General features: G+C 62.7%; 14 protein-coding genes. 2 read left to right on the top strand and 12 right to left on the bottom strand.

The genetic code is table 11. From position 1 onward, the window contains the following. Positions 1-2: 2 nt before the first annotated feature. From NW860_RS01590 to rpmJ, 12 genes are all read right to left on the bottom strand, one after another. The gene (locus tag NW860_RS01590; RefSeq protein ID WP_414395878.1) at positions 3-296 is read right to left on the bottom strand and encodes a PepSY domain-containing protein; all 294 of its coding nucleotides are present in this window, start codon (positions 294-296) and stop codon (positions 3-5) included. Positions 297-364: 68 nt separating this feature from the next. After that, a complete protein-coding gene (gene acnB, locus NW860_RS01585; protein ID WP_414512005.1) occupies positions 365-2,998 on the bottom strand; it encodes a bifunctional aconitate hydratase 2/2-methylisocitrate dehydratase in 2,634 nt (877 codons plus the stop codon). A 61-nt stretch (positions 2,999-3,059) separates the two neighbouring features. Continuing rightward, entirely contained in the window at positions 3,060-4,142 is a 1,083-nt protein-coding gene (gene prfA / locus NW860_RS01580) for a peptide chain release factor 1 (protein WP_414395876.1), read from the bottom strand. A gap of 53 nt (positions 4,143-4,195) precedes the next feature. After that, positions 4,196-4,420 carry a 50S ribosomal protein L31 gene (gene rpmE, locus NW860_RS01575; protein WP_414512004.1) on the bottom strand — a complete coding sequence of 75 codons (225 nt, stop codon included), beginning with the start codon at positions 4,418-4,420 and terminating at the stop codon, positions 4,196-4,198. 78 nt (positions 4,421-4,498) lie between these two features. Then, positions 4,499-4,912: a 30S ribosomal protein S9 gene (gene rpsI / locus NW860_RS01570; protein WP_414395873.1), complete on the bottom strand. Its 414-nt coding sequence runs from the start codon at positions 4,910-4,912 to the stop codon at positions 4,499-4,501. After that, positions 4,909-5,364 (bottom strand): 50S ribosomal protein L13, encoded by a 456-nt coding sequence (gene rplM, locus NW860_RS01565; protein WP_414410439.1) that lies wholly within the window; start codon positions 5,362-5,364, stop codon positions 4,909-4,911. The genes rpsI and rplM overlap by 4 nt, the downstream gene beginning before the upstream one ends. Positions 5,365-5,369: 5 nt before the next feature. After that, the gene (gene truA / locus NW860_RS01560) at positions 5,370-6,215 is read right to left on the bottom strand and encodes a tRNA pseudouridine(38-40) synthase TruA (RefSeq protein WP_414512003.1); all 846 of its coding nucleotides are present in this window, start codon (positions 6,213-6,215) and stop codon (positions 5,370-5,372) included. A gap of 5 nt (positions 6,216-6,220) precedes the next feature. Next, positions 6,221-6,571, bottom strand: a complete 351-nt coding sequence (rplQ, locus tag NW860_RS01555; protein WP_414512002.1) for a 50S ribosomal protein L17 — start codon at positions 6,569-6,571, stop codon at positions 6,221-6,223. Between the two features lie 66 nt (positions 6,572-6,637). Next, a complete protein-coding gene (locus NW860_RS01550; protein ID WP_414395924.1) occupies positions 6,638-7,630 on the bottom strand; it encodes a DNA-directed RNA polymerase subunit alpha in 993 nt (330 codons plus the stop codon). Positions 7,631-7,744: 114 nt separating this feature from the next. Beyond that, complete coding sequence (rpsK, locus tag NW860_RS01545; RefSeq protein ID WP_414395869.1) at positions 7,745-8,131, bottom strand: 30S ribosomal protein S11; 387 nt, start codon at positions 8,129-8,131, stop codon at positions 7,745-7,747. Between the two features lie 51 nt (positions 8,132-8,182). After that, positions 8,183-8,566: a 30S ribosomal protein S13 gene (gene rpsM / locus NW860_RS01540; RefSeq protein WP_414395867.1), complete on the bottom strand. Its 384-nt coding sequence runs from the start codon at positions 8,564-8,566 to the stop codon at positions 8,183-8,185. A gap of 149 nt (positions 8,567-8,715) precedes the next feature. Next, positions 8,716-8,832, bottom strand: a complete 117-nt coding sequence (rpmJ, locus tag NW860_RS01535) for a 50S ribosomal protein L36 (RefSeq protein WP_414395865.1) — start codon at positions 8,830-8,832, stop codon at positions 8,716-8,718. A 130-nt stretch (positions 8,833-8,962) separates the two neighbouring features. On the opposite strand from rpmJ, the gene NW860_RS01530 reads away from it, so the two are divergent. After that, positions 8,963-10,867: a carboxypeptidase regulatory-like domain-containing protein gene (locus tag NW860_RS01530; protein WP_414512001.1), complete on the top strand. Its 1,905-nt coding sequence runs from the start codon at positions 8,963-8,965 to the stop codon at positions 10,865-10,867. Between the two features lie 93 nt (positions 10,868-10,960). Next, positions 10,961-11,983: a carboxypeptidase-like regulatory domain-containing protein gene (locus NW860_RS01525; RefSeq protein ID WP_414512000.1), complete on the top strand. Its 1,023-nt coding sequence runs from the start codon at positions 10,961-10,963 to the stop codon at positions 11,981-11,983. The last annotated feature ends 250 nt before the right edge of the window (positions 11,984-12,233 follow it).

Raw genomic sequence — 12,233 nt, 5'->3', positions numbered from 1 at the left:
CCTTAGGGCTCTGAACGCCGATAGGGGCGGTGGGAGCTTGTTTGCAACCACAGGCTCAGGCCAGTAGCTACCATAACCAACAGACCCAGTCCGTTTAAGAACGGGTAAACCCCCTGCAGATCGAGGGGGCCCCACTGCCCTTTGTGGATTTGGATGAGCCAGGAGTAGTCGAAGTTTCCGGTGAGGCGGGCCATTTGATAGAGGGATCCCGTTACTACCGTCACCAGCAAGGGCAAGGCCACGATAGGGGCCAGGGCACGGTGGATGCGGCGGAGGATTCTTTGACTAAGGGCCATTAGGCTTGCTCCCAGGTAAGCGCCACCATCCTGCCATGGTAGCAGGCTCGACGCCTTTGCCCCTCTGCTCAAGACTGGATCCCCACCGCCTCTTCCAGCTTGGGCATTTGCTCTCTGGGGATGACCCGTCCCTCGTCCTCAAAGCCAGGGATCTCGTGGAAGTTGAGGTAGCGGTACACTTCGCCGGCAAAGGGCTGGATCTTGGTGGCAACGATCTGCCGGTATTCCTCCACCGTTGGGATCCGCCCCAAGAGGGCGCAGACAGCAGCCAGCTCGGCGGATCCCAGGTAGACCCGTGCGCCTTTGCCCATGCGGTTGTCAAAGTTGCGGGTGGAGGTGGACATGACGGTGGCTCCATCGGCCACGCGAGCCTGGTTGCCCATGCACAGGCTGCAGCCAGGCATCTCTGTTCTCGCTCCAGCAGCGGCAAAGATGCTGTACACCCCTTCAGCGCGCAGTTGCGCCTCGTCCATGCGCGTGGGGGGACAGATCCACAGTTGGCGCACCTTAACCCGCCCCTCGCCTTCCAAGATCTTGGCAGCGGCGCGGTAGTGGCCAATGTTGGTCATGCAGGAGCCAATGAACACCTCGTCAATGTGGATGGGCGTATCGGGGTTGCCGGCCGCGTGCTGGGCGTGGACTTCGCTCAGGGTCATTACTTTATCGGGATCGTTGGGGGCGCAGACAATTGGCTCGGTGATGGTGCTGAGATCAATCTCGATGACGGCGGCGTATTCGGCGTCGGGATCCGCTTCCAGCAGGGTGGGGTTGGCCAGCCAGGCCTCCATCTTGGCAATGCGCCGCAGCAGGGTGCGGGCGTCCTGATAGCCGCGGGCAATCATGTTTTTCAGCAGCACCACGTTGGAGCGCAGGTACTCGGCAACGCTCTCAACGCTTAGCTTAATGGTGCAGGCGGCGCAGTTGCGTTCTGCCGAGGCGTCGGTAAACTCGAAGGCTTGCTCCACCTTCAGATTGGGCAGGCCCTCGATTTCCATAATTCGCCCAGCGAAGACGTTTTTCTTGCCCTGCTTCTCGACGGTAAGCAGCCCCCGCTGGATGGCCACGTAGGGAATGGCGTGAACAAGGTCCCGCAGAGTAATCCCAGGCTGCAATTCCCCCTTAAAGCGCACCAGCACCGACTCCGGCATGTTGAGGGGCATCACCCCCATGGCCGCGGCAAAGGCCACCAGACCCGATCCAGCCGGGAAGGAGATGCCCAGAGGAAAGCGGGTGTGGGAGTCGCCCCCCGTGCCGACGGTATCGGGCAGGAGCATGCGGTTGAGCCAGGAGTGGATGATGCCATCGCCTGGCCGCAGGACAACCCCTCCCCGCGAGGCAAAGAAGTCGGGCAGCTCTTTGTGGATTTGGATGTCCACCGGCTTGGGATAGGCGGCGGTGTGGCAGAAGCTCTGCAGCACCAGGTCGGCGCTAAAGCCCAGACAGGCCAGCTCCTTGAGCTCGTCGCGGGTCATGGGGCCAGTGGTGTCCTGGGATCCCACGGTGGTCATCAGGGGCTCGCAACTCGTGCCAGGGCGCACCCCTGGTAGCCCACAGGCTTTGCCCACGATTTTCTGGGCCAGGGTATAGCCTTTGCCCGTGTCGGGGGGCGGGGTGGGGCGGATAAAGAGAGGAGAAGGATCCAGCCCCAGGGCCTGGCGGGTTTTGTCGGTGAGGGCCCGGCCAATCAAAAGGGAGATGCGGCCCCCGGCCCGCACCTCGTCCGGCAAGGTTACAGGCTGCAGGGAAAAGCTGGCGAGAATTTCGCCCGTCTGGGAGCGGATCACGCCCTCGTAGGGATAGATCGTGACCACCATGCCCGTCTCCAATGGGGAGACATCGCACTGGATGGGCAGAGCGCCCGCATCCTCGGCGGTGTTGAAGAAAATCGGTGCAATCGTGCCCCCCAGGATAACGCCCCCGGCCCGCTTGTTGGGCACATAGGGAATGTCGTGGCCAATGTGCCAAAGGAGGGAATTGAGGGCGGACTTGCGGGAGGATCCCGTGCCCACCACATCCCCCACAAAGGCCACCGGATGGCCGCGGCGCTTGAGCTCGGCAATGGCAGCTATGGCCCCCGGTGCCCGCGACTCCAACATGCTCTGGGCGTGAAGGGGGATGTCTGGGCGGGTGGTGGCGTGGGCGGCAGGGGAGAGGTCGTCGGTGTTGATTTCGCCGGCAACCTTGAACACCGTGACGGTGATGGCCTCAGCTAGAGGCGGCTTGGCAGTAAACCACTCCCCAGCGGCCCAGGATTCCAGCACCTGCCGCGCATAGACGTTGCCGGCCTGGCTCAGCTCCAGTACGTCGTGAAAGGCATCGAAGACCAGCAGCGTGTGGCTGAGGGCGCGGGCCGCCGCCGCCGCGATCTCCTGCCGCCTATCCTGCAGCAGCTCCAGCAGTACCTGGACGTTGTAGCCCCCCAACATCGTGCCCAGGAGCTCCACTGCCCGCAAGGGAGGAATGAGGGGGGAGCGCACCTCCTCCTTGGCCACAGCGGCCAAAAAGCCGGCCTTCACATAGGCTGCCTCGTCCACCCCCGGCGGGACGCGCTCCGTGAGGAGGTGCAACAGAAAAGCCTCCTCTCCAGGCGGGGGATCCTTAAGCAGCTCGCACACCTGGCTGGTCTGGGCGGCATTCAAGGGCAGTGGCGGGATCCCTTGCGCCGCACGGGCGGCAGCGTGTTGGCGGTACTCAGCCAGCATGAGGATTCCTTGGGTCACTGACGCAGGCATTATTCTACCGCCAGAAAGAACCCAGCCCTCCTCAAGAGAGCTCCGCCAACAGCTCCTTTTGGTATAGGCCAATACAAGCTTGGATTAACTCGTCCAGCTCCCCTTCCAAAATTGGCTCGAGCGGGAAATTTTGGTTGAGGCGGTGGTCGGTAACCCGATTGTCCTTGTAGTTGTAGGTGCGAATTTTTTCTGAACGGGCTCCTGTTCCTACCTGCATGCGGCGGGCGGAGCTAATGGAGGCCTGCTGCTCACGCAGCTTCATCTCGTAGAGCTTGGCCCGCAAAATCTGCATGGCCCGTTGCCGGTTTTGTAGCTGAGAGCGCTCCTCGGTGCAGAAGACCCGGATCCCAGTGGGCTTGTGGAAGAGATCCACCGCCGTTTCCACCTTGTTCACGTTTTGTCCCCCTGCCCCGCCGGAACGCGCTGTCCTAATCTCGATATCTTTGGGATCGATGACCACCTCCACCTCGTCCGCTTCTGGCATTACCGCTACCGTGGCCGTCGAAGTGTGGATGCGCCCCTGGGCTTCCGTGATGGGTACCCGCTGGACCCGGTGCACACCGGCCTCGAACTTGAGCTTGCTATAGACTTGATCGCCGCGGATTTCCAGGATGGCCTCTTTGTAGCCGCCCATGTCGCCCTCAGAGAGGCTGACCAAGCGCACTGACCAGCCCATCTTCTCGGCGTAGCGGGTGTACATGCGGGCTAGATCAGCTGCCCACAGGGCTGCTTCCTCTCCCCCAGTGCCAGCGCGGATCTCCAACATGATGTTCTTTTCGTCGTTGGGATCCCGGGGCAGCAGCAGCAGGGTAAGCTTTTCCTCCAGTTGCTCCTGACGGGCGCGCAGCTGCTCCAGCTCTGCCCTTACCATTGCCTCCAGCTCCGGGTCAGAGGCCGCCTCGCGCAAAAGCTCCTCCGTCTGCTTGAGGTCGCGAGTTAGCTTTTGCCAGTCATGGAAGGCCTGCACCGTTGCTTCCAGGGAGGAGCGGGCCTTGGCGATTCGCTGCAGCTCCGCAGGGTCTGTCGCCACCTCGGGATCCGCCAGGCGCACCGTCAGCTCCTGGAAGGTAGCTTCGACGTTTTTGAGCTGCTCGATGAGTTGAGCAGAAGCCATAGGTCTAAGTCAGCAAGAAACCCCAGCCGTCCTGAGCAAGGCAAGGGAAAGCTCTACTGGGCTTCCTTGCCACTGCTCATGCCGTACTTGCGCATGAACTTCTCCACTCGCCCTTCGGTGTCGATGATCTTTTGGGTGCCGGTGAAGAAGGGGTGGTTGCCAGACCAGACTTCAACCCTGAGCTCTGGCTTGGTGGATCCCACCGTCATGACCACCTCGCCGTTGCAGATGACTTTGGCCTCGGGGTACCACTGGGGGTGAATGCCTTTCTTGGGCATGAGAGCCTCCTCCCTGGGTGGATATAAGCCTGTAATAAATGTCTATCAACCCAATACCTACCGCCGCAATGCCGGCCCTTACCGCTTCGAGTACTGAGGAGCCTTGCGGGCTTTGCGCAAGCCGTACTTCTTGCGCTCCACAGCGCGAGGATCGCGGGTGAGGTAGCCCTCGGCCTTGAGGGGGCCGCGGTTGGAGGGATCCAGCTGGCAGAGGGCGCGGGCCACCCCGAGCTTGATGGCATCGGCCTGGCCGTGGAGGCCGCCCCCATGGGCTCGCGCCAAGATGTCGTAGGAGTTCTCCAGGCCAAGGAGCTCCAGCGGCGCCTTGACGCTGGCCAGGAACGCCGCCTGGTACTGCAAGTACTCCTCGCCAGGCCGGTCGTTGATGATGATCTTGCCCGTGCCAGGAACCAGGCGCACGCGAGCAATGGCAGTTTTGCGGCGCCCAGTTCCCCAGTAGACGGCTCGCGGGTTGCTGGCTGTCTGGGTCATGCTTGGGCTCCTGGGATCGTGTGGATGGGATAGACCTGTGGCTGCTGGGCCTGGTGGGGGTGGTGGGGGCCGGCGTACACTTTCAGCTTGGTAAATTGCCGCCGCCCTAGGCGGGTGTGGGGCAACATCCCCTTCACCGCTTTCTCAATCACCCGCTCTGGCAGGCGGGCTTGCAGTTGGGCAAAGGTCTCCACCTTCATCCCGCCAGGACGGCCCGAGTGGCGGCGGTAGAGCTTTTGGGTGCGCTTTTTGCCGGTAACCACCACTTTCTCAGCGTTGATGACGATCACGTAGTCCCCCGTATCCAGGTGGGGGGTGAAGTTGGGCTTGTGCTTGCCGCGCAAGAGGTTGGCCACCACTACCGCTAGGCGGCCAAGGCGCTGGCCAGCTGCATCAATTACGTACCAGCGCGGGGCTAAGGTGGAAGGGGTAGGAAGGGGAGTCTTGTTCATGGCAGCTAGGAGAGAGAAGGGACAAGAGAAAGAACACCTGCCGGCCAAGAAAGGGATCCCCAGAAGGGCAAGGAGGGAGGAAAGCGTTGGCCAAAGGGATCCCTAGCATAGCCCACATCCAACAGGCACAGGCCCTGTGGAGGGGCGCTGTAGCGGGTGCGCATCTGGCTCCAGTCGTTGTGTTGCCAGAGGTGGACAAATTGCTGGGGGCTGAGCTCGCCCCGGCCCACCACCTCGAGAGACCCCACCAGCAGCCGCATCATCCGGTAGAGGAAGCCGCTGGCCTGCACTTCGATGCTGATGAGATCCCCTACTCGTTGGCAGAGCACCTCCTCCACCCGCACCCACGAGTGCGGTCGATCGGATCCCCGCCGGCGGAAGGCTTCCAGGTTGTGCTCCCCCAAAAGGGAGCGCAGCGCCTCGGCCATTGGCTCCACCTGCAAAGGCCAGCGCACTTGCCAGCTAAAGGGCCGCCAGAACACATCTGGGCGCTCGCGATTGAGAATGAGGTAGCGGTAGCGGCGCCACCTGGCGGAAAAGCGGGCATGCCAGTCCTCGGCCACAGGCGCTGAAGCCAGTACCACTATATCTTCCGGTAGGCAGTCGTTGAGCACCCGTGCCCACTCCGTGGGCGGAATGCCGCAGGTGGTGTCGAAGTGAGCTACTTGGCCAGCCGCATGTACCCCGGCGTCGGTGCGCCCTGCTCCGTAGAGGGTAACGGGGTGCCCGGCCCGCGAGGCAATGGCCTCCTCTAGTACCCCTTGTACGGTGCGGTGGCCCACCTGCCGTTGCCAGCCGCGAAAGTCCCTGCCCAGGTACTGAATCTTTAGGGCAATGCGACGGCTTTGCATGAAGCCTACACCAACTCGATGACGGCCATTTCTGCCCCATCGCCCCGCCGGCGCACGGTGCGCAAGATGCGGGTGTAGCCTCCCGTTCGATCTCGGTAGCGCTCGGGCGCCTGCTCAAACAAGGAGCGCACCAGATCCTTGTCGTAGATGTAGGCCAGGGCCTGCCGCCGCGCTGCCAGGGAGCCGTCCTTGGCTAGGGTAATCATCTTCTCGGCTGTGGCCCGAACAGCTTTGGCGCGGGCTTTGGTGGTAACAATTCGCCCTTCCCGTAGCAAGGCCGTGGTCAGGGCCCGCAGCAGAGCCTTGCGTTGGTCAGCAGGCTTGTTGAGGTGAGGGGTACGACGGCGGTGGCGCATGGTAGCCTCTGCTTTTTGTCCTCGAGTTTCAGGCAGCTTGGGGTTTTGAGCCCCACCCTGGGCAGGCTAGGTTCTGCTCCTTTCGCGGGGCAGCGTCAGGCCAAAGCGATTTTTCAAAGCTTGCACCACCTCTTCGGCGGATTTCTGGCCAAAGTTTTTGATCTCCAGCAAATCTTCCTCGGTATGGAGCAGCAGATCCGCCAGGGTGTGGATCTGGGCCCGCTTGAGGCAGTTGTAGGCCCGCACCGAGAGCTGCAGCTCCTCGATGGGGATTTGGTTTTTCTGGGTGTCCTCTGCTGGCTGGGGGGCTGCTGGGGTGTCAAAGCTAACCTCCTGCAGCGGCGAGAACAGACCTACCAAAATGCGAGCTGCTTGGCTAAGCGCTTCCTGGGGAGTAAGGCTGCCGTTGGTCCAGATCTCCAGAACTAGGCGATCTTTTTCCAAAGACTGCCCCACCCGGGCTGGCTCGACGGTGTAGTTGACCTTGCGCACCGGCATGAAGACGGAGTCAATTTGGAGAAAGTCAATGGCCATGGATTTGCTGTCGGCGTAATCGACGGCGCGATAGCCCCGTCCACGGCCAATCATGAACTCCATCTCCAGGATGGCTCCCTCCGCCAGCGTGGCAATGTGGTGACGGGGGTTGATCACCTCTACGCCGCTGGGCAGCTGCAGCTTTTCAGCGGTCACTTCCCCCGGCCCCTGGGCTACTAGGCGGCCCACCTGCGGCTCAGGGGAGCTGGAGCGCAGAACCAGCTCCTTCATGTTGAGCAGGATCTCCATCACGTCTTCCCGCACCCCGGGCACGGTGGAAAACTCGTGGCTTACCCCGGCAATGCGCACGGCCGTCACTGCCGTGCCTTCGAGGTTGGAAAGCAGCACCCGGCGCAAGGCGTTGCCTACCGTGATCCCCTGACCGCGCTCCAGCGGCCCCAGGGCAAATTTGCCGTAGTAAACACCATTGGCTTCCTGATGGGATTCGAGGCACTCAGTCTGATAGGGAGCAGCACTGGCTGCTGCTTTGCTGGTTGAATGGTGGAGGGTTCGGCTGGTTGGCATCATGGCGTAGCCCTGTCTGTCTGGCTGGCTATGCGTTGGAGAAGGTAGTCCCCCTCTGGTGCTGGGGGCTAGGATTCTAAAAACAAGCTCTTGGCTTCCCTAAAAGTCGGGATCCTAGACGCGCCGCCGCTTAGGGGGCCGGCAGCCGTTGTGGGGAATGGGAGTGATGTCGCGAATGAGGGTGATTTCTAGGCCTGCCGCCTGGAGAGCTCGAATGGCTGTCTCTCGACCGGCTCCGGGACCGCTGACCATGACCTCAATCTGCCGCATGCCGTTCTCCATGGCTTGTCGCGCTGCGCTCTCTGCTGCCACCTGGGCGGCAAAGGGAGTACCCTTCTTGGCACCCTTGAATCCGGTAGAACCTGCCGAAGCCCAACACACGACGTTGCCGTTGGGATCGGTAATGGTGACGATGGTGTTGTTAAAGGTGGACTGGATGTAGGCCACGCCGTTGGGGATATTTTTCTTGACCTTGCGTCCGCGCCGTTGCTGCTGAGCCATGACCTCTGCGTCCTTGACTTTAAGGTGTACGGAGATTGGGGGAAACAGGACTTACTTCTTGGCTGGCGGTTTCTTCTTGCCAGCTACCGTTTTCCTAACTCCTTTGCGGGTGCGGGCGTTGGTGCGGGTGCGCTGGCCACGCACGGGCAACCGCAGGCGGTGGCGCCGACCTCGGTAGGTGCCGATGTCAATGAGGCGCTTGATGTTCATCGCCTCCTGACGGCGCAGATCCCCCTCCACTTGGTACTCGTTTTCCACCACAGCCCTTAGGGCGGCTATCTCCGCGTCGGTGAGGTCGCGGGTGCGGGTATCGGGGTTGATGCCCGTCTTGGCCAGAATTTGGCGGGAGCGAGTTAGCCCAATGCCGTAGATGTAGGTGAGGGCAATCTCAATTCGCTTGTCTCGGGGGATGTCAACGCCCGCAATTCGTGCCATGGTTAGGGGTACCTTTCCAACAAACTCAAGTAAACTGGCTTCCTAAAGTTGAGTTGTTGCAGTCGGGAAGCGTCTTGCCAAAGGCATGGCTTAGGCTGCACCAACTGCCCCTTGTTTCCAGCGCTGCCTCACTCCTCCGTCCCCTGCTTTTACCCTTGCCGCTGTTTGTGCTTTGGGTTGGCAGGACAAATGACCATCACCCGGCCACGGCGGCGAATGACTCGGCACTTTTCGCAGATTCGTCGGACGGAGGGCCGCACCTTCATGGCTATCCTGCCAAAACCAGCGAATATCCATTCTACGGTCACCGGGACAAGCTGTCAAAAATCGTTTGGGCTTTCTCGGTGGGTTGGCTATGCTGGTTGGGCAAAGGAGCAGAGCAGGGCTGGGGATCAAATGCGCTGGCAGTGGCTGGTTGTGGTGGGCGGCCTGCTAGGTCTGGGATCCACGGTTTGGGCCCAGGAGATGCCGGTGGCCTCTCAAGACGCTGCCAGCCCCCTGAGGGCGGAGAAGTTATTACCACTCCCCAGCTCGGCGGATCGCATTGACGGCGTGCCGGAGCGGGGGTGGCTGGCGGTGGGGCTGCTGGAAGCCCAGGCGGTAATGCTGCTGGAGGGGTCGAGCGGGGATCCCCTGTGGCAAGTGGCGGTGGGCTTTGCCCCCAGCGTGGTGCGGGTGGATGCGGCCCGGCAAGTGGTCTATGCCTCTGGCCTCGAGGCTCCTGGGGTGGTGGCCCTCGATCTGCTCACGGGGGATTTGCTCTGGACTTATGGGCTGCCGGCAGGAGTCTTGGATATGGCTGTAGATCCTGCCAGGGGACGGGTTTTTGCCTCCCTGCCCGCCGCCCAAAGCTTGGCGGTGATCCATTGGGGGGAAGCGGATCAGCCCCAGGCTCGCCACTTGCCGCTGCCCGGCCCTCCTTTGGCTTTGGCCTATGACGTCCGGCAGGGAGTGGTATTTGTGGGGCTGGGTGGTGGGGATCCCCTCAGTGTGCTGGTGGTCAACCCCGACAATGGCGAGCTGCTGGCCCGCTGGCGCGGCGGCCATACTCCAGAGGCGATGGCTCTGGATGCCCAGCGGCAACGCCTGGTGGTGCTCAACTCGGGTAGCCAAGAGCTGACCGTGCTGGATCTGAGCCGCAGCGGCAAGCTCCTGCAGCGAGTTGGCCTAGATTGGCGGCCGACGCGGCTGGCCCTTTCCCCCGATGGGCGCTGGGCCTACGTGAGTGCCCGCAGCAGCGACCGCCTGCAAATTGTGGATCTAGAGGCGGGGCGACTGGTTACCTCCCTACGGCTGGAGGGACAGCCGACAGGCTTGGCGATGCTGGGCGATGGGGATCTGTGGGTGGTGGCGGCAGGGATCCCAGCTCTGCACCGTCTAGAAGCTCAAGTGGGCAAGAGCAAGACGGAGGCCCGCCAGGAGGAGCTTCCCTCTGCAGGCCAGCGCGGTGTGGTGACGGGACGGGTGCTGGATATTGCCGGCCAGCCTGTCCAGACTGGGGTTGTCCGCCTTGCTGCCACCGCCACCCAACCCCAACAGACAGTTCCCATTGCCGCCGACGGCACCTATGTCTTGCCAGAGCTGCCGGCGGGGCTGTACCTGGTGGATGTGGAGGTGCCGGGGTTTCCCCCCACTAGCACCCAGGTGGAGGTGCGGGCTGGTTTTGTGTCCACCCAAAACATTCGCCTGCCGCCAGGGCAGCCGGCCCACCAGCCGGAGGGCATTGGCCTGTTGCCGGATGAGCCGGTTTACTCGGATGAGCTGGCCCGGCACCTCAGCGTTGCCCTTCAGGAGCTGCAGCCGCAGCGGCCCGTGATCCTCCTAAAGGGACCGCTAGGGCCAGATCCCCGCTTTGAGCCGCTCCTGCCACTTGTCCAGGGCCTAACCTTGTTGGATCGGGATGAGCGCTACACCGCCGACTTGGCCAAGCTGAAGGCCATCGGCGACGCCCTCGGCTTGCGCTACATTCTCCTAACCCACCTGCAAATCTCGCGGGATTACAACCGACAGGGCAGCCCGCTGCTGAATATGGCCCTGCGCTTGCTGGCGCCGGCAATCCCGCTGGAGATCCCCAACTTTACCCCCAACCAGCTGCGCAGCCGTGGTGTGGTGGTGGTGGTGGACTTGCAGAAGGATCGGCCAGGGGATCGGGCTCGGTACTACGAGGCCTATGGGCGGGATGACGTGGGCGGGGAGCCGCTGTTTGAAGATGCGGCGGCGGGCCTGTTTCGGCTGCAGGTGCGCAACATGGTGCCTCTCTTTATCCAGCAATGGCAGGCCAATAACCCCTTTGCTGGGTAAACTACCCCACGGCTAAATCTGGGGGCTGCCGCGCCGCCTCCTTCAGTGAGGAGCTTGCCTGTGGAGAACCCCCTGCAATTGGCGGACGTCGTCATGGCTGTTCTCGTTTTCCTTTTCTCGCTGCAGCGCAGGATTGGCCGGGGCGGCCTGGCGCTTGGCAGTTGGCTAGCCCTGGCTGCGGAGGTCTCGGCCCAGGCTCTGGCCACCCCCCCTCTCCCTCTGACGGCGTTGTTTCCCCACCGGGATCAGGCGGAATCCCAGGCGCGTCTGGTGGGGCAGGTGAGCAACAGCCTGGGGCAGCCGGTGGCCGGGGCGCAGGTGCACTTAGAGGGCTTGGAGAACCTCGCTCAGCCCATCCAAACGGACGAGCAGGGCGCCTTCGAGCTCAACCAAGCCCCGGCTGGGCGCCGGCTGCTGACGGTGTGGCACCCCGATTACGAAAAGGCAGAGCAGGAGATCCTGCTGCAGGCAGGCCTGACCACCCCTGTGGAGGTGGTTTTGCAGGTGCCCCTCCGGCCCCAGCCGCGGCGTCGCCTTGGCATTTTGGGGGTGGGAGGGCTGGACCATACCCGGCTTTTGAGCCAGCGCCTGGCCATAGAGGTGGTGCGCCTGGGCCTAATCCCCAACACCGAGAAGGTGGTGCCCCTGGACAACCGCCGCCTGCAGCCGATCCTGCGCCAGGTGGGCTGGCCCATCTACGAGCTGTTTGAGTGGGATCGCCGCAAGCCAGAAGCGGTGAGCCGGTTTTTCGACTACCTAGGCCTGGAGGCCATTGTCATCGCCCGCGTCGATGTCCTCACCCGCCCGACTTCGCCCACTGAGGTAAGCCTGCGCTCCCGCAGCCGCCTGGAGCTGTGGAGATTTGACGAGCAGGGCAACCTCGTGGCGGAGGTTCTGGCGGAGGCCAGCCGCAACCAGGTGGAACGGGGCAACCTCAACGCCGACGACCTGGCCCAGCTCTACCAAATCCAGGTCACGCGAATGGCCGCCGAAATTGGATCCCGCTGGAAAAAGAACCACCCGCTGGCCTCTTACCTAGAGCTGACCCCAGGCGAGGCCCCAGTGCCACCTTCGCGCCTGGATACGGCCGTGGAGCTGGTCATTCCCCCCTCCTAGGGGCTTTAACTGGGGGCTGGCCTAGCAACGGCGGCAGGTTAAAGTAGCACTGAGGATCCCTACTGACGTCTCCTGCCCATGGCTTCACCCCACCAACCCGCAAGGCCGGAAGGGGATAAGCCCCTCCTTGCTGCCTCTGACCCTGAAGGGGTAGCCACTGGCAACTTGCCCCCAGAGGCAGCAACTGCCGCTCTGGCTGCAATTGGGTCCGCAGGAGAGCGCCGCTGGCTGCTGGGGGGAGCGCTTGGGA

The sequence above is a fragment of the Synechococcus sp. F70.1 genome, from assembly GCF_047502745.1.
Taxonomy (GTDB): domain Bacteria; phylum Cyanobacteriota; class Cyanobacteriia; order Thermostichales; family Thermostichaceae; genus Thermostichus.
This window is presented reverse-complemented; position numbering and strand designations above follow the sequence as displayed.

What these genes read in the sequence shown, in the direction of transcription:
- NW860_RS01590 (WP_414395878.1), bottom strand. Translation starts at nt 296, where the DNA reads ATGGCCCTTAGTCAAAGAATCCTCCGCCGCATCCACCGTGCCCTGGCC.
- rpsK (WP_414395869.1), bottom strand. Translation starts at nt 8,131, where the DNA reads ATGGCTCAGCAGCAACGGCGCGGACGCAAGGTCAAGAAAAATATCCCC.
- rpsI (WP_414395873.1), bottom strand. Translation starts at nt 4,912, where the DNA reads ATGACCCAGACAGCCAGCAACCCGCGAGCCGTCTACTGGGGAACTGGG.
- rplM (WP_414410439.1), bottom strand. Translation starts at nt 5,364, where the DNA reads ATGAACAAGACTCCCCTTCCTACCCCTTCCACCTTAGCCCCGCGCTGG.
- NW860_RS01530 (WP_414512001.1), top strand. Translation starts at nt 8,963, where the DNA reads ATGCGCTGGCAGTGGCTGGTTGTGGTGGGCGGCCTGCTAGGTCTGGGA.
- rpmE (WP_414512004.1), bottom strand. Translation starts at nt 4,420, where the DNA reads ATGCCCAAGAAAGGCATTCACCCCCAGTGGTACCCCGAGGCCAAAGTC.
- rplQ (WP_414512002.1), bottom strand. Translation starts at nt 6,571, where the DNA reads ATGCGCCACCGCCGTCGTACCCCTCACCTCAACAAGCCTGCTGACCAA.
- acnB (WP_414512005.1), bottom strand. Translation starts at nt 2,998, where the DNA reads ATGCTGGCTGAGTACCGCCAACACGCTGCCGCCCGTGCGGCGCAAGGG.
- rpmJ (WP_414395865.1), bottom strand. Translation starts at nt 8,832, where the DNA reads ATGAAGGTGCGGCCCTCCGTCCGACGAATCTGCGAAAAGTGCCGAGTC.
- NW860_RS01550 (WP_414395924.1), bottom strand. Translation starts at nt 7,630, where the DNA reads ATGCCAACCAGCCGAACCCTCCACCATTCAACCAGCAAAGCAGCAGCC.
- prfA (WP_414395876.1), bottom strand. Translation starts at nt 4,142, where the DNA reads ATGGCTTCTGCTCAACTCATCGAGCAGCTCAAAAACGTCGAAGCTACC.
- NW860_RS01525 (WP_414512000.1), top strand. Translation starts at nt 10,961, where the DNA reads ATGGCTGTTCTCGTTTTCCTTTTCTCGCTGCAGCGCAGGATTGGCCGG.
- rpsM (WP_414395867.1), bottom strand. Translation starts at nt 8,566, where the DNA reads ATGGCACGAATTGCGGGCGTTGACATCCCCCGAGACAAGCGAATTGAG.
- truA (WP_414512003.1), bottom strand. Translation starts at nt 6,215, where the DNA reads ATGCAAAGCCGTCGCATTGCCCTAAAGATTCAGTACCTGGGCAGGGAC.